Origin of the sequence: Vibrio sp. 1CM2L (assembly GCF_023161695.1) — a bacterium.
In the GTDB taxonomy this organism is placed as follows: Bacteria; Pseudomonadota; Gammaproteobacteria; order Enterobacterales; family Vibrionaceae; genus Vibrio; species Vibrio coralliirubri.
The window spans coordinates 172,010-191,478 of sequence record NZ_JALNTT010000004.1 but is presented as its reverse complement, the minus strand read 5'-3'; the positions used below and the strand labels follow the sequence as shown (position 1 = coordinate 191,478).

Sequence of the window (19,469 nt, the reverse complement as noted above, 5' to 3'; positions counted from 1 at the left end):
TGGTTTTAGATAAGAAACACTGCAAAATATAGCGTATTCTGCATGGGTAAAGAAGAACGTTTTAAGGTTTAGAGTTTATGTTGTTAGCTTCAGCGAGTATTGGACGCAAGCTGCTGGCCTCATTCTTAGTGATGGCACTGTTGGTTCTATTATCTGCATTGATTGGTGTTTCTGGTTTTAGCTTTGTAGCCAAAACGGAAAGAAACGTCGTTGATTCGGCGCTTCCTGCCATGATCGAAGCTCGTCAGGTTTCTGAGTTGAGTAACCGTATTATTTCGTCAGTACAAACACTTTCTAATGCGAGAAACGAAGCTGAAAGAAAAGAGGCTGGCACCGTACTGTTTGACCAACTTGAGTCGCTTCTTCAACATATCAAAGAGCTTGGTGTCGACAGTTTCGATTCTCAGCTCCTAAATAAACTCGAAAACAATGTTCAAAGCGTTATTAACACACTGGCTGAGCTGGGTGTGTCGGTTGAGCGTAAGCTTTGGTTAAGCAAAGAGTTGTCGTCTCGTGTCGAAGAGATGCGCCTATTGGCCGAAGAGCTAGAGCAGTTGACGCGAACCCAAGTTTTGAACACGGCTACCATTGCGGTTGCTAACGTCACGCATATCTATGACCTGCTAGAAACCAAAGAAACGGATAAAGCCTACCAAGCCCTAGATGCGCTTGTTGAGGTTGATCTTGATTTGTCTGAACGCTTACACGAATTGCATTTGCTGGCGTTCAAAATGCTTAACCAAATTGAAGAAACGCAAACCGTTACCAACGTAGAGCGTATTCATCAAATCCAATCTGAATTTGAATCCAACCTAAGAATCATGGCGCGCCGCGTTAAAGCGGTCGAAGATCCTACTCGTTCAGCGCAGATGTCTCAGTTATTAGAAGAGCTCAGAAAACGCCAAGTCGTGTTCGATATTTCATTAGAACAATATGAGAACACCAAAAAGTCAGAGTTTCTGATGCAAAATACGTTGGAGTTGTTCTCTCAGCTGAATACAACGGTTAACCAACTGGTTGATGATTCAAACCGAAGCACCAAAAAAGCGGTTGATGAGCTGACTAGTACGTTGAATTTGGCTCAATGGTCGCTGTCTGTGATTTCGGTTATTGGCTTGGTTATTGTCGCATTTATCGTGTGGCGAGTGGTGTATATCTCGGTTGTTAAGCGTCTTGCTGAATACTCATCGGCCTTGATGTCTATCGCACAAGGTCGCCTGAATATTGATATATCGGTAAAGGGTAATGATGAGCTGGCTCATATGGGCGAGGCGATCATCACTGCCAGAAACACCGCGCAGGCACTACAAGTGGTTGCGGTGGGTGAAGCAAAGGCGAAACGCGAACTTGAAGAGCACAAAGAGCATCTTGAAGAATTGGTTACTGACCGAACCTATCAACTACAGAAAACCAATGAGAAGCTGAATATCGAGGTGGGGAACCACGCTAAGGCTCGTAACGCCGCAGAACAAGCAAGCCGAGCAAAATCCGCTTTCCTTGCGACGATGAGCCATGAAATTAGAACGCCGATGAACGGTGTGTTAGGTACCGCAAGATTGCTCAAAGATACCGGGTTAGACCCGTTGCAATCGGGCTATGCAGACATCATTAACCGCAGCGGTAAGAACCTACTCGCGATTTTGAATGACGTGTTGGATTACTCAAAGATAGAAGCGGGGCATCTGGAAATCCGCACAGCGTCGTTTGACCTTCATCAGATGGTTCAAGATACCTACCAATTGATGGAAGGGCGCGCCGCTGAGAAGAAGCTGAATTTTGATTTCCATATTGAAAGTGATGTGCAACGCTATTGGCGCGGTGACGTAACGCGAATCAGCCAAATCTTGAATAACTTGGTCGGCAACGCGATTAAGTTTACGGAAAGTGGCTCGGTCGATATCTTTATCAGCTTAGATATCGAAGATGAAAATCGAGTGATGTTTGAAGTGTCAGATACCGGTGTCGGTATTGATGCTAGCGAACAAGCTTGTCTGTTTGATGCCTTTACTCAAACCGACAGCGGTCGCAACAAAACCGGTGGCACAGGGCTTGGATTAGCGATCAGTAAAAGCATCATGTTGGCAATGAACGGGGATATTGGCGTTCATTCTGAAGAAGGCGAGGGTAGCCAGTTCTGGTTCTCACTGCCACTTGAAGCCGGAGAGAAGATAGAAACGAAAGTACCGGTCATTGAAGCGTGTATTCGAGCTAAGGTGCTTCTGATTGAAGATAACCCCGTAAACTGCATCGTTGCTGAAGGCTTTTTGCATAACTTGGGGCACGAGGTTGTGATCGCGACAACCGGACAGGAAGCGAGAGCCATATTCAGTGAGCAAGAGTTCGACATTGCGCTGGTGGACATTAACTTACCGGACTGCGATGGCGTCGAGTTAATTCAACAACTCAAAGACGATAAGCTTCAACATGAAAATGAAGAAGACGTAATCCGAAAAGTACCTCCAATGATCGCAGTATCGGCTCACGTGTTTAACGAAGAAGTGGAAAGCTATTTGTCTTCTGGCTTTGATGGCTTCTTGCCTAAGCCGTTAGAGAAAGAGGCACTTGCTCAACTTATTGTGACACAGCTTGATGGCAAGACTTTGCTACTGCCACAACCTGATCCTAACGATTCTATATGCAGTCAAAACAGCAAGCCTCAACGTAATAAAGGCAACGAGTTGTACTCATCTCAGATGGCGAGCGTCGTCTCTGATCTAGCCATCAAGGCTTCGCAAACTGAAGACGAAGGAGAGACTCCTGTGAAATTGATTGATTCCAATGTCATCAAAGGTGACTTGTCCATTCTTGGCTTAGAAAAGATGAAGCAGATTGTGGGACTATTTGAAGAGAGTAGCCGCGTCACTTTAAGTGAAATGGTCGAAGCGAGTGATTCGAACAATGGACGTGAGGTAAAATCTCTCGCTCATAAACTGAAAGGTTCCGCGGGCAGTTTAGGTTTGTTGCAACTTTTCAATGCTTGCCAAGTGATAGAGGCGAGCAGCGATCCATTAGGTGAATACCGAGGCAAAGATAGCGAGTTGTCGAAGTTGGTTCAAGAGTCACTTGAGGCGTTGCAAGAGCAGTTATAAAAACAAACCTTAGGTTGCGACAGAAACGTATCGTGAGCTAGAAACCAAAAGTAACAACATAAAAAGCAGCCAATTTCTTCATTTTTTATGAAAGAATTGGCTGCTTTTTAGTTATAGGATTTGGTTAAATACAATTTTTGGTGATTCACTTTAAATCATCTTGATATGCCCAGCAGCTTTGATCTTAACGTGAACCATATTGCCTTGTAGGTAGCTTAATGGAATCTCGCTGCGTTCAATGATTGCAACGTTGTCGCTGCATGCGCCCGCCTCAATCGCCAGTTGCTTTGATTGCTCTTCTAAGTCTTTTAAGGTTTCTTCACGAGAAGCGGGTTCAATCGGGACAATCTTATCGAATTGACCTGATATTTCACCCAACGCAACACCAATCGCATTCGCCACTTCAAAGTGCTCAGGGCGAACCACTTGGCTCACACCTTCAAAATGATCTGGGAATAGGGCACTGCCGCCACCAACCATGATTACGGGTACATTCGCTGCAGAGGTCTTCATCTTATCGATGCCTTCTTCAACATCCGTGACCATTTGTTGGTAAACCTTGCTTGCTTGTTCGCCTGAAATACCAATCTCATCACTCAGTTGATGTTCTGCCTGCCACTGCATTTGACCTGTTTTGAGTGCAATATCGGTGAGCGTAAGTTCATCACCACCAAAGCTACGCGCCGTTTGCGTTAAGGTATGGCCAACACTTTCAGGGCCAAGCTCAATGCGCTGTTGTGCAAAGTGAACTTTGGTACCACCACCAATGGCTAACGCCAAAATATCAGGCATACGGAAGTTGGTTCTCACTTCGCCGATTTCTACGGCGAGGCTCGATTCTCTTGGGTAACCGTGAGTCAGCACACCAATATCAGACGTAGTGCCGCCTACATCGACCACAATCGCGTCTTTTAACTTAGTTAAGTGACTCGCTCCACGAATCGAGTTTGTTGGCCCACAAGCCACGGTAAGAATTGGGTACATCAATGCGAATTGCTGCGACATCAGTGTGCCGTCGTTCTGACCGAAATAAGGCGTGGTGTGGATTTCATGATTGATGAGTGCATTACAAAAGCCGTCAACGAATCGTTTTGCTGTACCTTGCAGAGCTGCATTGAGGATAGTGGCGTTCTCGCGTTCTAAAAGCCCTAAACTGCCGACTTTATGGGACAACGATAGGTTCACGCCCGGAAGTTCTTGTTGAATCCACTCTGCTGCTTGAAGCTCCTGGTCGCCGTTGACGGGAGAGAACACTCCGCAGATAGCAATGGAATCCACTTGGCCTTTCATTTTCTGGCAAAGCTCGCGGATCTCAGACTCTTGAATGTCGGCAATCAACTGGCCGTCATATTCATAGCCGCCGTGTGCTTGGTAGAAGTGCTGACCAAGCAGGTTTTGCCACGCTTCACTCCAACCACAAAGGGGCGGGACGCTATCACCACTTGGAAGCGCTAAGCGAATCATGCCGACTCTGTCTAAGCCTTTTCGTTCAACAATTGCGTTGGTGCATTGAGTGGTACCAAGCATCGCATGTTTCACCTGTTTGCCATCAATGTTTGCTTGGTTTAATAGCGCAGAAATCGCGTTGTCGATCCCTGTTGAAATATCATGTGTGGTTGCGGTTTTTACTTTGGCAATCACATTCAAGTCTGCGTCTAGCAGCACACCGTCGGTATTGGTGCCACCTACGTCAATGCCCAAACGGCAGTAATCGAGCGTAATGTTTGTCATGCGACTACCTCTTCAATGCAGACTTTAGTTGTTCAATGGTTTGATACTCGACTGTGTAGCCAAAGTAACCCGGGCCCGCGACTTCGATGCCTTTGTCAGTCCGCCATTTTGGGTCGCAAGGGTAGGCGATAAGGTCAATGCGCTGCCCGTAACGAAGTTGTTCGGTTGTGATTGGCTTGCCGGTTTCATGATCCAAGATCGAAATAAGATCCGGTGTTGATGCCAGTAGGTTATCTTGGCTCATGTCGACGCGGCTTGTGCCTTTGTGCGCGAGAAGTAATTCGTTTTGGAACTGCACAAACACGTTATCGACGCCGGTATCTTCAAACTGAGCCAGCTTTTCAATCACGACACCGCCTGTTGCAAAACCACCATCGGTTTCACGTTGAATATCAACAATCTTGCCACTGATGATGGTATGGCCGCCGACAATGTCTAATACGGCCTGTGTGCCACTTTGATTGTTGTCGTTTGCCAGTCTAATCGCTTCACCAATCTTCATTGCTTGGGTTAGTGTTGCAGGCAGTGCGCTGCGTTTTAGGTTCTTACCGTTCATTGGGTAATCACACATTGCTGCAGAGCCGCCCATCTGTTCGGTAATCGGCCTCGCAAACTTTTCAGACCAAATACCGTTAATCGGATAAAGCGTGACGACATTGCCACGCTCGTCGGCCAATGTGTTTGGGGCAGAAGGGAGACCATCAAGAAAGAACGTCACCATCTGAGCTTCTGGGAACGCACGTCCCATCGCATCACAATCGATCACAGGAATGTTCTTTTGCGCTGCAACGAGAATTGGAATCAGCGAATTAAAACCGCCCACTTCGATAGGAAACGTTGCTGCCACTTCAGTGCCGAGCGCTTTTTCCATCGCTTCAAAAGCAATCAACATTTGATCTTTCGAATTGAGTTTCTCTACTGCGACGGTTGGTGCGCCAATCATTGAAGAGGGCACTGTCATCCAATCGTCTTGAACGTCTTCTAAAGGAATCATGCGTACAGGGTGCTTTGCCGTTGCAATGGCTACTTTCGCCATCAAGGCACCGCTGTATGGGTCACCGCCTCCGCCAGTACCTAATACCGTCGCACCAAGCGCGATATCATCAATCATTTGTTCAGTAATAATCACAACTACTATTCCTTATCACTTGAAGGAGAAAGCTTCATTAGGGCGAGGTAAATCACACCAGCGGCAAGAATGCCGTCTAACGCCGAGATGCTGGTGAACGAAAACAGGTTGAAAAACTCTGGTGCGGTACAAGCGATGAAGGCAGTACCAAATGCCCAAGAAGCCAAGCCTTTAAACATCCAAGCTGGAACTTGTTGGATGTTCTTAAAGCTCATTTTTGTTGAATCTAAAACATAATATTGGACGATGTAGACACCCGCTGCAGGCGCAATGGTTACGCTGAGTAGCATTAAGAAATCAGTAAACTTGTTCACCATGCCGAGTTGAGCAATGCCAATACCGACGATGGTCATGATCACAACCAGAACAGGGCGCGGAATCTTAGGTAGAACCATCGACATGCATAAGCCGCCAGAGGTCAGGTTGCTACTGTTGGTGGTCCATTGTGCGAATACCAGTACGATGATGGCTGCCATGCCTAAACCTAGGGTAAAGAAGACTTCGACTAGGTCGTCGGTGCCGGTCATTTTGGTCAGGATCAACGCGATAAGAATGATGGCACTGTTGCCGACCAGAAATCCGATACCCGCTCCTAGAATCGCATCACGACGTGTTTTGGCGTAGCGAGCAATATCAGGTGCAGCAACCGCAAAAATCCAGATAGACATAACAAAAGAGATGGCTTGGCCAAGCGTCAAAGGATCTTCAATCGATGGCGCTGTGCCACCTTGATAATCAGCAGCCATAAACAAACCGATGGTAATGAGTGTCACCATCAAAGGCACTGAATAAGTACTGAGTTTGCCTAAAGCACGAACGCCATAGATAGCCGTCATCATCATTAACACACTGCCGCCAATAAGAGCTGTAAGGTGTGAAATTATGATGTCGTATTTCGCCAGTGCATCGACCATGATGAAAGCGAAGAAATCAGCCTGGAATGCGAACCAGCCAACTAATGAGATGCCGTTGATGAAGCCGAGAATTTTACCGCCGTTACGACCAAATACTGCGCTGCTCACTAGCGGGGTAGACACGCCAGCTTGAAAGCCAATGTTGGCACACAGCATCGCGATGATCGCCAATAAGCCTGAACCAATAAACGTGGCAAGCAGTGCGTCTTCAAAACCAATACCGCTGCTTAGAATCGAGCCGAGAAACAATCCCGAAATATCGATGCCGATAGCTAACCAAATAAGGCTGATAACCCACCACGATCGTTTGGCCTTTTCGGGAACGGGTTCCAATTCGAAGTCATCTATCTTTTTGTGGCTGTGTGTTGCTTCGGGTTTATTCACGTAAGCTTCTGCCGCCATAGTGCCATCCATGCATTGTTATTCCATAAGTGTGAATAAAGCATACTGATGTATTTATTGTTAATAAATGAATATAATCAGATGTAAACATAACAAAAAACAAATGTGAGTGGCAAAGTGAATTCAAACAATAAGTTAGATAAAAGAGACCTGCGAAGATTAGAGCTTTTTTGTGAAATTGTTGAGCAAGGAGGCATCAATCAGGCGGTCGCAAGCACCGGGATTAGCCAACCTGTGCTCAGTAATCAGCTTATTGCCTTGGAAAAAAGCTTAGAATTAACATTATGCCAACGTGGTCGACGTGGTTTTAAGCTGACTCATGAAGGTGAGCAAGTGTATAAATATGCGAACCAATTGAAATCGACCTTAACCGACTTCGCTTACAAGTTACGAGGTGTACAGACTGAACTCTCTGGGCACGTGCGAATTGGATGCTTGGATAACACCGTCACTTTGCCCTATAACCCACTTCCCAAAGCGATCGAGACGTTTTACCAACGCAGTAACAGTGTTGAGGTGAGTGTTGATGTTGGCGATTTCACCCAGTTGAATGAGAAGTTAGCAAAGAACCAGATTGATATGATGATAGTGGTTCTAGGGTCACATCAAAAATCAGCGTTTCAACATAAATACCCACTGTTTGAAGAGCACAGTTATCTGTATGCGCGTAAGGATCTGGCAGAGAAGATCATGGACAAGGATTTCTCATTGGATGGCTGTCGCATCAACATGGGCGGCTATGCCAAAGATGAGATGTTTCGGTTACTGAATATTGAGCAGTACGATTCCGTAAAGCCTTTTGATGGCTGGCATGTCGAGTCGGGTGTGATTCTAACTTTGGCGGGTACACACCTGAGTTTCTTGCCTTCTCACTTAATCGATCGTGGCCATTATGACCAAGCCTTAATTCCGCTTCAGCCCGAGAAGTGGAGCCTGAAGAGTCAGTTTTATGTGGTGTTGAAGCAACCTGTAGATTCCCTTTCTCCCGCCGCGCGTGCGTTTTTTGATGAGCTACACCAACCGGAAACATCGGATTCAATATAGAGAATTCGTCGCTTCTTGATAGCACTTAAGATACTTTCCCATATACAAAAAATCCTCTGCCAAGACAGAGGATTTTTGTTTTTATGCTTTATGAGTGAAAACTAACGGTTCTCGAAGCGGTTGTAATCCAACAAGCCAAACTCGATCGGTTGGTCTTGTTGATACCAACGATGAACGCGATCACTGAATGGCCAGAACTCGCTAGAACTGCGTCGTACCGCAAACTTGTCCAGCAGAGCCACGTAGTCTTCTTCTGTGTTTAAGTTTTGCAGCGTTTTCACTAGCGCAGGAATCTCGCTCTCGGTTAATGATAGGTAAGCCGCAGGGTAGCTTCCCACAACGCCTCTTACGAGGGTTAGGTCATCATTGGCGTAATCACGGTTACCTTCTTCATTAAACAAGCTAGAAATGTTGCTGTGCGCGTTATTGTGAATCATGGTGAACAGCTGCTCTTCGCCGTTTTCGCCTTCAATCATGATCATCACTAATTGAGGTACATGACGCAGGCCTTCTCCCTTAATCAAGTTCACTTGGTTAAGCAGTGCTTCATTCTTTCTACCAAAACCCGTTTCAACAATCTCAAAGCGATTGTCGAGAACAGGTGCGAGCTTATCTTTGATCATATTAAGCAGTTCACGCTTCGGATCGGCCGTTTTATAAACCACGCTGGTCGGCTGATCAAAAGGAGCTATGTTTCGCTGCAAGTAGTCACTCAGTTGTGTGCTTTGGTTCTGGTACCAACTAGAGTGTTCAATGTGGCGAACGTCTTTAGGAAGAAGGGTTAAGAAGTTACTCTCACCTTCAAGGCGCAAGAAGTCCATGAACATGCGTGTAATCAGCTGGTGGCCAAAGTTACCGTAAACATCGAAGCCTGCAACGAGAAGATAATGAATACGCTCTAGAAGAGCATAATCAAGAATCCATGCAGTCTTTGGTTGCGTGCCAACTAACCCTTGTACAACAGAGGCGCTATCGAAGTGCCTAAAGACGGTGAGAGCAGCATTCGGGTTGATGCCATCGCCATCCCAAATGATGCCAGTGTCTAGGTTTACGCCACTTTCGAACCATTGGTTGGTGAAGTCTGATTTCGCGTTTAGGTATCGCGCTTGTTGCTTCGCGTATCTTACCCAGTTGGTCACAGGCACGGTGTTACTTTTTAGCTCGCTAGGCAGCTTTAAGTTTTTCTTTTGGCTTGCATAGAAGGCGTTAATTTCCGGAACATCAGCTTTCTCTGGGTCGATGAAGAAAACCCAAAAACGGTCGTTAATTACGTTCAAGGCAAGTTGACCACGACACACAGGTCCTTTGATATAGGCCATGATGGTGTTTTGCGCGTTATCTAACATGAAGTTGAAGCGCGAGTTTACTGGCAGCGCTTCAAATGATGTCATTGGGTTAGCTGAAACATCAATATCGTAACTAGGAAGTTGTTTTACGGTGTAATTAACGTCGACAAACCAGGTATTCCACTTTTGTAGACGCTCTTTATTAAGTGCGAAAGGCATGTGCGTTTTGTCGACGATGGTGCCTTGCTCTGGAATCAGACGGTAGTAAACACGGTCTACTTTTGGATCGTCATAAGGGCGACGAGTCGTGATGCGCTGCACCGCTTCACCTGGTGGTGTTGCAGAGCGAACAACAGTGAAGAAACGCGTTGGTTGCGCTAAATCAGAAAAATAGACGTGAGATAAAAATAGATGTTCGTAGATGTAACGTGCTGAAAGTTGACTCTTATTGTCGCTCTTATTTAAAAAGCGTTCGTAGACATTAACGAGCTCTTGTTCTGCATCATTCAGCGGAATGTGGTCGTTCATTAACGCACCATTTTCCAACCAACTCATTAAAGTCGCGTATTCAGTTTTGTCTAAGTTTGGCATCCCATAAGGCATTCCCCAAGTTGGGTAATCTCTCTCGTATTGAGCGTATTCTTCAATGGTTGGGCACTGTTGGTCGCGATCGATTGAAAAGTCGAAACCTTCAAGCTGGGTCTGATCGGGTAGAGGGTGATTCTCTTTCTGAATCAACATACGAGAAACAAGACCAGCATCGAGGTTAGCCGTTGAGTTCTGCATGCGCTCATTGAGGACAGGATGAAAATCCGCATCGCGCCACTCTTGCGTGGTTAACGCATCTTCAAACAAGCGAGTAGGGGCTGATGCGGTTAAGCGAGTGCCTTGATAAACGAGTGCCTTGCTCGCGCCTCGGTCTATACCTTCCACTGAAGACATTTTGAGTTGGCAAGGGGCGTCATAACAAGCGTGACAAACCACACATCGGTTATCAATGATGGGCTTTACTTCGTCAATGAAGTGCTGTGCTTGAGCCGAAAGAATAGGTGCTTGGCGATCGCGTACTTGTTGTTCACCAAACAGTTCGTCGAAGTTTAAACCCGCGTAGACGGCACAACCTGAGAAGACGCTAACAAAAGCTAAAATGAAGAGTTTTTTCAAATTCATACGTATTTAAATATTAGGCATTTTCTATAATTATATCGAAAATGATTGAAAATGCTCATGTTCTAACAATTTTGTAGACAAGATCTTGATGGGACGAGTAACTTGTCGATGCGCATCACTCGCTTGTGATCAGAAATTGGAGTTTCAAGATAGCTAGATTTAAGCCCTAAGAGTTAAGAGTTAAGAGTTAAGAGTTAAGAGTTAAGAGTTAAGAGTTAAGAGTTAAGAGTTAAAAGTTAAAAGCTAAAAGCCAACAGTTAAAGAGCTAAGAGCTAAGAACTAAGGCTCGCTGATTGACGTAACAAACAGAGAAAGGGACAGACAATCGCTCAAACTCTTTAATCCAGCGCCATTGGTTATCTTGCAGTTTATCGCCAGGGCCTTTGACTTCAATCCAATGAAACTCATCGCCCTTGAACGCAATCAAATCCGGCATCCCAGTTCTAAATAGCTTTAAGTCACTCAATATCACTTTGAAGAGATCGATAACTAAAGCATTTGGAATCGAAGCCAAGCTGTGTTCGATGAGTGCCTTAGTAAAATAATTCCAATGAACAAAGGGGTTCGCGATACCTTGCTTTTCATCGTAAGTATCAAGCAAATGGTTCAGCCCATGTTTGGATATCGTCTGAAACAAGGCTTCAATCTGTTCGGCTCGCTTGTCTGCGAAACCGGAATGGTACAGATCCAATGGTCGATGTTGGTATCGATTGATAAAGGCGCCTTCAACGTCTGCGAAAATGACATCCCAGAAAGCCAAACCAAACAAGCCACACAGAAAACTGTTTTCAGAAAAGTAGACGTCCCAACCTTGGTTCTCAAAATGCTGCTTTACCGCAAGCTCGACTCGCGTTTGGCTGAGGTCTAATTCCAGTTTTAACTCTTTGCAGCTCGGCTTTATGGTTCGTGAAACTTTGTGCCCCTGTTTCCGTAGCAGCCGGTCTTCAAGCTTAATAGCGACTTCCAACTCTGACACATCCGATGGAGTAGCCTTCATTTGCGTGACAATGTCACACATTAAGTCTAACTCACCTTGCTTGTCATAGATGCGCGCAAGTCGCTCTCTGCTAGGAGGAAGTTCCGATTGCCTGAACCAAAAGATAGCTTGGTCGTTTAGGTTAAGCCTTTCTATATCGCGAGCAATATCATTGATCAAACACGATCGTTTTCTGGCAATGCTTCTGTGTTCTGATTCTTCAGGAATCGAGTTTAAAAGCAGTTCCAGAAAGTCACCGTCTTTGCGGTTACCTTCTGAATACAAGCGTTGAATATCGCGCATCTGGAGTAATTGATTGAGTTGATCTTTAGAGGTGAAGAAGCGGCGTTGCTTGCTTAATGGGTAGTTCTCAAAGGTGTTGAGCCCAAGGTCACTTAACACGAACTGACTTAAGTCTTGATAGGTGTTGGCAAAGAACAGCAACAGTAATACATCGATAACTTGAGATTCGATGACGTAAATACAGTCGAAGGTTAGGCTTTGAAATTGATCAAAAGGTTGCTGATCAAGTCGTAACAACAGCTCGTTTTTCTTGGCAGTTCTATGGCTGTTAAGGGCAGGGAATACACTCAACAGCTCTGGTTTGGTGAGTAAGTGCAACCCGAGTTCGACCTCACTAATGGCGAGGTGATGCTGTTCTATAGGGTGACTCAATGCAATGAAGCCTGAGCTGCTTAGCTCTTGCAGTGCGGTCTTTAGATCTGGGATTTCAACATAGTTGAGTTTATCGCTGCGAAACCAACGGCCTTTACGAGAAAGCAAACGAACCATTAAGCATTGGCTTGAAACAGAAAGACGTTTGTATGCGGACAACCAACGACATTCATCATCACTCAGAAGATCGGGGTAGAGCGTTTGAGCGTGTTCAACCAGTCGATTGAAGTTGTCGAGATAATAAGTAGGGGAGAGCTGAACAGTAGTTTCGGTCGTCAATGGAGAAGTCGCTTGATACAAAAAGAGCCTAACCTTAAGGTTAAGCTCTTCAGTAACAAATTCAATCTTTTCTGTTGATTAAGCTTGTGATGCTTTTAGTTCAGCAACTTTAGCTTCAGAGATTGGCTTAGTGATGATTGCTAGAACAATACACACTGCCATCATAACTGCAGAGATTGTGTAAGCTAGGCCGTAACCTTCGCCGTTTGACATTGAGAAGCCAACAACTGCTGCACCGATAGCGCCGCCGATACCCCATGCCGTGTAAAGCACGCCGTAGTTAGTACCGTAGTTTTTCAGGCCGTAGAACTCAGCAGTCAGTGTTGGGAATACTGCTAGAAGTGTACCGTAACCAACAGCTGCGATAGCCGTACCAATGATTAGCGTGAATTCAGAGTTGAACGTAGCGAATAGAGCCATGTTCGCGCCTTGAAGGATGAACGCTAGAAGTAGAGTACGTACACCACCGATTTTATCTGCAAGCATACCCGCAGCAACACGGCCGCCTGAGTTGAATACTGCAAGGATAGACGCTAGGTAAACTGCGTTTGGCAGGTTAGCTTGAACGCTAGCAATTGTAGTGATGTTACCGATGATCATTAGACCAACAGATGCAGCGAATGCGTACATGATCCATAGAGAGTAGAACTGAGGAGTCTTCAGCATTACTTTCCAAGTTAGGTCTTCAGTCTTCTTAACCGCTTTAGGAGCTTGGCCTGCTTTTACTTTAGGCTCAGCTGGCGTGTAATCCGCTGGTGGGTTGTTGATTGTTGCTGCTAGAGGTACTGCGATTGCAAGTACACCAACACCAAGAATCATAAAGCTAGTTTGGATACCCATGCTGTCGATTAGCGCAGAAGTTACTGGTGCTAGGTAGATAGCTGCAAGACCGAAGCCTGCTGCGATAAGACCGTTAACCATACCTTTCTTAGAAGAGTGGAACCACTTCATTGCAGATGGAGAAAGACATGCGTAACCGAAGCCGATACCAGCACCTGTCATCACACCGAACGTGATGTTCAGCATCATAGGTGTTGTAGCGAAACCAGAAGCAATCATGCCTAGGCCTGTTAGAGCCGTACCTAGGATAAGGATCTTACGTGGACCCATACGGTCTTGTAGGATGCCCGCAACAAGAAGACAAACAGAGAATGTGATAGTTGCAATAGCGTAAGGTGAAGATGCTTCAGCAGCACTCCAACCAGCTTCAGTTACTAGCGCTTTGTTAAATACACTCCAAGCATACAGGATGCCAAGACAAAGGTTGATACAGAAGCCTGCTAGCAGGATACGTGTTGCTTTATCAATCTTGCTCATTTTTATTCTCAGTTTTGTCATCGGTTAGTGGAGAGCCACTTAACTAAAGACGGGTTATTGTGATTGTTTCTTCAAAATTAGTTTGCGTTTATCAACAGATAGCGCAAAAGAGCGCGGATTATAACCAATAAAAATGTGATTGGAATCTCTTTTTCCATTTTCGGTAAATTAAATTCATTTTGTTAATAAGTTGTTTTTTATTGGTTTTTAAAATGTATTCAACACCTTTCTGTTTTGTTCTTTTTCGCTCTGTTTTCTTATTATTTCAGGGATTTTGAGGTGATGGTTTTTGAATAGACACGTATTCCGTGCGGATATCACAGAGTTACAAATAATTTTAATTAATTTCCAAGGTTAAATTTGTGTAACAAAATAAATCGAAACAGCGCTTTGTTCATATGAGACAAGGAGTAACGGAGTTTTATTAAAAACAAAATGTTAAGCAATTGTTAAGGGTGCTTTTTGTTAGTACTTTTGCTTACATTTTGTTCGATTGGAGGGGTTGTGTTGTCCGTAAAAAGTGGGAAAATAGTACGCAAACTGAGATTCCAAATTTGAAAGGATGCGTTTCCAACTTATGGTGAGGCGAGTATTATGAAACTGTTTTTAATTTTATTGATGTCAATTTCTGGTGGTGTAGCGGCAGCTGACCATATTCACTCTTTCCTATTCGGCTTCTATGTTGCGGCTCTAGCAGTTGGTAGTTGCTACTGGCTTGCATTCCGCAGTACGCGTTTCCCACAGTTGGCATTAGTGCTATTGATGTGTGGCTTTTTTGCGAAAATTGCAGTGACTGTTATCGGTGTTTCTTGGGGTATCTCGAACGATATCATTCAATCGCCGTTCATTTTCTCATTGTCATACCTGTTCTTCTTAGTGGTTGTGTCTTACGTTTGGTTTGCATACCGCGATAAATTGACGCTAAAACAACGCGCTAAGAAGGTAGAAGAGTCTCGCAAACAAGCGGCAGCGTAATTCGATTTGATTCTTAAAAAGCCTTCTTCGGAAGGCTTTTTTGATCCTGCCTACCTGAACTCTATTCTTTGGTTGTGACGGCAGACAAAAGAAACCCCAGTATGGTGACATACTGGGGTTTCTTGTTATTTATCTATTATCTAGCAGTTACCATCTACCAAAGACTACTCTGAAGGCGTATTACTTCTTCATCATCTTAGCGAGATCGGCGAACGGGTTGTGTGTCGCTGACTGATGATCATCTAAACTCGCTTTTGCATCCACACCATAACGCTCATGGTCAGTGTATTTTGAATGCTCATGATCGTGACAGTACAGGCACAGTAGCTCCCAGTTGCTGCCATCTTCAGGGTTGTTTGTATGATCGTGATCCACGTGGTGAACGGTAAGCTCTCGGAGGTTTGAGTAAACAAATTCACGCGCACATTTACCACAAACCCAAGGGTACAGTTTTAGTGCTTTTTCGCGGTAGCCTTTCTCTTGGCGAGCATACGCTGCACTCGAACCTGTGAAATCAGAAGACATTGCCAAATCCTTATCAGTTGTAATATCCAGATTTTATCACAGCTTTCTTGAAGCTGTCGGTATGTCGTTCGTAAATCATTGTTAAATGATGCGGGGGATTTTCTGATATTAGACTGAAGTTTGAATACAGACTTATCTTTTACACACACCAACGCTTAAGCGGGTTATGTCTTTCTGGAATAAGCCATGCTTAACAGTTTGAAAATAAATCGTATTCAGGGGTTTTAACCGCAGGCATGTGACCTAATATCAGTTTGTGAGACCCTATATTAATAAGGAAATATCATGTCAGAACAATACACTCCGCCAAAAGTTTGGGTTAACGATACTGCTGGTGGTAACAAGTGGGCAAACATCAATAGTCCTGAATCTGGAGCTCGCTTTGATAAAGAGCTTCCTGTTGGTGACCATGCTTTTCAATTGTATTCTCTTGGCACACCTAACGGTCAAAAAGTCACTATCTTGTTGGAAGAGTTGTTAGCGGCGGGTGTCAAAGAAGCTGAATATGATGCGTACTTGATCAACATCGGTGAGGCTGAACAGTTCTCTTCTGGCTTTGTTGGCGTAAATCCAAATTCTAAAATACCAGCACTTGTCGACAAGTCTGGTGATGAAGACGTTAATGTTTTCGAATCGGCATCTATCTTGATGCATCTAGCAGAAAAGTTTGGTCACTTCTTACCAAAAGAAGGGGCAGCAAGAACACAAACCATTAACTGGTTGTTCTGGGCACAAGGTTCTGCGCCATTCCTAGGTGGTGGTTTTGGTCACTTCTATGCTTACGCGGATGAAAAGCAAGAGTACCCAATTAACCGCTTTGCGATGGAAGCTAAACGTCAGCTAGACGTGTTAGACAAACAGTTAGCAAATAACGAATTTGTGGCGGGTGACGAGCTAAGCATCGCTGATATCGCGATTTGGCCTTGGTATGGCAACCTTGTACTAGGCAAAATCTACGATGCAGCCGAATTTCTACAAGTTGAGTCTTACACCAACGTTGTGCGCTGGGCGAAGCAGCTAGAAGCGCGCGAAGGCTTCCAACGCGGCCGAGTGGTTAACCGTTCATTTGGCGAAGAGTGGGAGCAAGTACCAGAGCGCCATTCTGCAGAAGACATTGACCGAGTTTTAAAGCTTAAGCCTTAGTCGCTTCAAACTAACTCGTTGTACATAACTAGAGTTTGTTTTTGATTACTTCGAATCACAGACTCTAGTTTTTCTCTCTTATCGACCCTCACCAATCAAGTTCATCTATTAAGACTTAGCTATTAAAGGCGGTTTAGGTATAAAATCGCGACATCATAATTCTAAAGGATGGTGCCATGTACCACGGTCATATCTATTTCCCTCTGCGATTTGCAGAGCAAGCAGAAACACTGCGTCAGAAAATTTTATCGGAACGTAAAGATGTATTAGAGGTTTTTCCACTAATACAGCGTTTGGTTGGTCCGCATAAAATGCCGATGTTTGAGATTCACTTTGCAAACAAAGAGTCGGGTATTGTTGAATGGCTTGAGCAAGAGCGTGGCGATATGTCGGTGCTTATTCACCCGGTAACTGGCGGTGAAGAAACGCTAGATCACACAGTACGTGCGACATGGCTTGGTCGTGAACTGGGTGTCTTTGAAGAAACACTAAGTAGCTAATTTAATTCGCGCCCGACAGTACGTGCCTAATCAACGTACTTAGTTAATATCGCTGCTGTCGGGTGTGCCAATACTCACTAACGTTTTGAACTATGTTCTTCCTTAAATAATTAGCTTCTCCAGCTATTACCCAATAACAGTGATACTGCTACCGACACACCTAATGCGATTAAGATATTAGGTAAGTAAAGTCCCCAAATCGCGACACAAACCGCCACGGTTACCACTGCCCACAATAGTGTTTCTAAAATCCAAGTGCCCATAACATAACTCCTAACTAGATTGTGCGACTAGCATAACCAAGCCAAGGTAAACTTTTGGTCACCATCAATTAACCTTTCAGAAAATTGCTACAGCATGACTTTAACGATGAACTCATTGTTGTTGGTTTCATGAGTAAACTGCCAACCTTGGTTCTGACAAATGCGATCAATAAGCTCTAGGCCGATTCCAAATGAGGTTTGTTGATCAGAGTCGTTTGCCATGTGTTTATCTTCCAAACGATTACTCACCTCAAACTGGTTTGCTGCAAGCGTGATGCTGATATCTCCGCTACCGCCGTGTTGGAATGCATTTCGTACCAAGTTGGTGAGCACAACCTCGGTTAACTCGCGGGGAAGTGAGTATTCGCCTTGGTCGACCTTGGTGTGGATCTCTACCTCTTTGTTTTTTACAAGGTAACGTTGGCTTTCGATGATGTTATCGATCAAAGGTTCTAGTTTGATTTGCTCGTAGTTGGTTTCTATCTCGCTATTGCGGCTCATCCACAGCAAAGTCGTTACCAAGGCTTTCATGTTGGTGGCTGAACGTTGGATTCGTGCGACGGCTCGCTGACCACTGTTTGGAATGCTTTCAGACAACCGAACCAGCATATCGCCACTGGCTGAAATGGTGGCAATCGGTGTTCTTAGCTCGTGACTTGCGGCTCTTAAGAAAAAGCTCTCACGCTCATTAGCTTGGCGTTCACCTTGTACGCTTTTAACCAGTTGTGAAGCTAATTGGTCGATTTCTTTATAGCGAAATTGAGTCAGCCCTTCTGTGTTGTCCACATCCAGAGATTCAGACCATTTTGATAGGGTAATAATCGGTTTGGTGACTCGATGTATCAGAAGGCGAATGATCAAAAATACCAAGAGTAAAAGGGCACCGATAGCGATAAAGGCATTGTTAATTTGAGCGATAGAATCAGGTGGATTCAGCTCGAATAGATTCAAGTAGATGGCTTCATCGTATTCAGAAATGATGTATAGCGCCTCGTCGCTATCTGATATCGGATGCTTGGCTGCGTAGAGGTACTGACCTGATTCGCTGTTCGATGGAAGCTCGTAGTGTTCATAAATTGCATCGTTATCAAAAGCCTTCCAATCAAAAGCTTGTTGGAACTTAGCGGGCAGTTCCAAATAGCTTAAAAAGGCTTGGAATGTCGGGTTTTGATAGTCTGGAAGTTGCCCTGTTTCGATGTATTGTTGCTCTGCGACTTCCAATTCATACAAGAATCCATATTTTGCCGATTCATTAAGGCCAATGTGGTAACTCTGAGACACCATCAAGCTGTAGATGGCTGTGAGTAATACGACGATGCCAAATAAATAGAGGTAGATGTCACGCTTGATACTGACTCGATTCATGTTCGCGTGTTTCATGATGGCTCCTCATGCAAGACCACACCAATACCATGAACCGTGTGAATTAGCTTTGAGCCAAAGGGCGCATCAACCACTTGTCGAAGTTTAAACAAGTGCGCCTTCATACTATCCGAACTTGGCATTTCGTCTTCCCATGCTTCTTCAAGCTTGGCTTTGCTCACCACGTTAGGGCTGTTTCGAACTAACATCACGAGCATTCGCCAACATACCGGGGAGAGCTTCAATAGCTTGCCGTCTCTAATGGCTTGATGCTTATCCAAGTCCAGTTTGAGATCTGCCACAGACAACGAAGTTACAGAACCTTGAGCGCGACGTACCAGCGCCATCAACCGTACTTTTAGCTCTTCCATCGCAAAAGGCTTCACTAGATAGTCATCCGAACCTACCTCGAATCCGGCGATTTTGTCTTGTAGCGTGTCTCTTGCCGTTAACATAAGGATAGGTGTCGTGACACCTTGTTGACGAAGAGATTGGCAGACATCGAGCCCGTCCATCTTGGGCATGTTGATGTCCGTTAAGATGATGTCATAACGCCCCTCTAGCGCAAGATTGAGCCCAGCACTGCCATTGTAAGCAAAATCGAATTCGAAACCGTCGAGTTCCATATAGTCTGCAATGGCTTCTGCCAAGTCGCTGTCGTCTTCAATCAACAGGGCGTTAATGCTCAT

The 19,469-nt window shown here is 44.9% G+C and carries 15 protein-coding genes; 5 read left to right on the top strand and 10 right to left on the bottom strand.

Translation table 11 applies throughout. The features are described 5' to 3' along the window. The first annotated feature begins 77 nt into the window (after positions 1–77). Positions 78–3,089 carry a TMAO reductase system sensor histidine kinase/response regulator TorS gene (gene torS, locus MSG34_RS15685; protein ID WP_248338401.1) on the top strand — a complete coding sequence of 1,004 codons (3,012 nt, stop codon included), beginning with the start codon at positions 78–80 and terminating at the stop codon, positions 3,087–3,089. 150 nt (positions 3,090–3,239) lie between these two features. On the opposite strand, the gene MSG34_RS15680 is transcribed toward torS, so the two are convergent. The 3 genes from MSG34_RS15680 to MSG34_RS15670 are packed head-to-tail and all read right to left on the bottom strand — an operon-like array spanning position 3,240 to position 7,277. Continuing rightward, complete coding sequence (locus MSG34_RS15680; protein ID WP_248338399.1) at positions 3,240–4,820, bottom strand: hydantoinase/oxoprolinase family protein; 1,581 nt, start codon at positions 4,818–4,820, stop codon at positions 3,240–3,242. 4 nt (positions 4,821–4,824) lie between these two features. Continuing rightward, a complete protein-coding gene (locus MSG34_RS15675; protein WP_248338397.1) occupies positions 4,825–5,949 on the bottom strand; it encodes a DUF917 domain-containing protein in 1,125 nt (374 codons plus the stop codon). Positions 5,950–5,954: 5 nt separating this feature from the next. Beyond that, the gene (locus MSG34_RS15670; protein ID WP_248338395.1) at positions 5,955–7,277 is read right to left on the bottom strand and encodes a cytosine permease; all 1,323 of its coding nucleotides are present in this window, start codon (positions 7,275–7,277) and stop codon (positions 5,955–5,957) included. Positions 7,278–7,370: 93 nt separating this feature from the next. Between MSG34_RS15670 and MSG34_RS15665 the strand changes: the two genes are divergently transcribed. Then, positions 7,371–8,309, top strand: a complete 939-nt coding sequence (locus MSG34_RS15665) for a LysR family transcriptional regulator (RefSeq protein ID WP_048616857.1) — start codon at positions 7,371–7,373, stop codon at positions 8,307–8,309. Positions 8,310–8,410: 101 nt separating this feature from the next. Here the strand turns inward: MSG34_RS15665 and MSG34_RS15660 are convergent, their stop codons facing one another. From MSG34_RS15660 to MSG34_RS15650, 3 genes are all read right to left on the bottom strand, one after another. Next, entirely contained in the window at positions 8,411–10,765 is a 2,355-nt protein-coding gene (locus tag MSG34_RS15660; protein WP_248338393.1) for a fatty acid cis/trans isomerase, read from the bottom strand. A gap of 265 nt (positions 10,766–11,030) precedes the next feature. After that, complete coding sequence (locus tag MSG34_RS15655) at positions 11,031–12,716, bottom strand: VRR-NUC domain-containing protein (RefSeq protein ID WP_248338391.1); 1,686 nt, start codon at positions 12,714–12,716, stop codon at positions 11,031–11,033. A 57-nt stretch (positions 12,717–12,773) separates the two neighbouring features. Further along, complete coding sequence (locus MSG34_RS15650) at positions 12,774–14,012, bottom strand: OFA family MFS transporter (protein ID WP_048608721.1); 1,239 nt, start codon at positions 14,010–14,012, stop codon at positions 12,774–12,776. Positions 14,013–14,606: 594 nt separating this feature from the next. On the opposite strand from MSG34_RS15650, the gene MSG34_RS15645 reads away from it, so the two are divergent. Further along, positions 14,607–14,987 (top strand): hypothetical protein, encoded by a 381-nt coding sequence (locus MSG34_RS15645; protein ID WP_017064770.1) that lies wholly within the window; start codon positions 14,607–14,609, stop codon positions 14,985–14,987. Between the two features lie 180 nt (positions 14,988–15,167). Here the strand turns inward: MSG34_RS15645 and MSG34_RS15640 are convergent, their stop codons facing one another. Continuing rightward, positions 15,168–15,512 (bottom strand): YajD family HNH nuclease, encoded by a 345-nt coding sequence (locus MSG34_RS15640; protein WP_017060876.1) that lies wholly within the window; start codon positions 15,510–15,512, stop codon positions 15,168–15,170. Between the two features lie 285 nt (positions 15,513–15,797). Here MSG34_RS15640 and yghU point away from each other — a divergent pair, with 285 nt between their 5' ends. Both yghU and MSG34_RS15630 read left to right on the top strand, forming a co-directional pair. Continuing rightward, positions 15,798–16,655, top strand: a complete 858-nt coding sequence (yghU, locus tag MSG34_RS15635) for a glutathione-dependent disulfide-bond oxidoreductase (protein WP_248338389.1) — start codon at positions 15,798–15,800, stop codon at positions 16,653–16,655. Between the two features lie 176 nt (positions 16,656–16,831). Continuing rightward, positions 16,832–17,155, top strand: coding sequence for a DOPA 4,5-dioxygenase family protein (locus MSG34_RS15630; RefSeq protein ID WP_017082518.1), 324 nt, complete (start codon positions 16,832–16,834; stop codon positions 17,153–17,155). 110 nt (positions 17,156–17,265) lie between these two features. Here MSG34_RS15630 and MSG34_RS15625 read toward each other — a convergent pair whose 3' ends face one another. From MSG34_RS15625 to MSG34_RS15615, 3 genes are all read right to left on the bottom strand, one after another. Then, positions 17,266–17,418 carry a hypothetical protein gene (locus MSG34_RS15625; RefSeq protein ID WP_009844874.1) on the bottom strand — a complete coding sequence of 51 codons (153 nt, stop codon included), beginning with the start codon at positions 17,416–17,418 and terminating at the stop codon, positions 17,266–17,268. Positions 17,419–17,505: 87 nt separating this feature from the next. Further along, positions 17,506–18,798, bottom strand: coding sequence for a HAMP domain-containing sensor histidine kinase (locus tag MSG34_RS15620; RefSeq protein WP_248338387.1), 1,293 nt, complete (start codon positions 18,796–18,798; stop codon positions 17,506–17,508). After that, positions 18,795–19,469 carry a response regulator transcription factor gene (locus MSG34_RS15615; protein ID WP_248338385.1) on the bottom strand — a complete coding sequence of 225 codons (675 nt, stop codon included), beginning with the start codon at positions 19,467–19,469 and terminating at the stop codon, positions 18,795–18,797. Before MSG34_RS15615 ends, MSG34_RS15620 begins: the two co-directional genes overlap by 4 nt.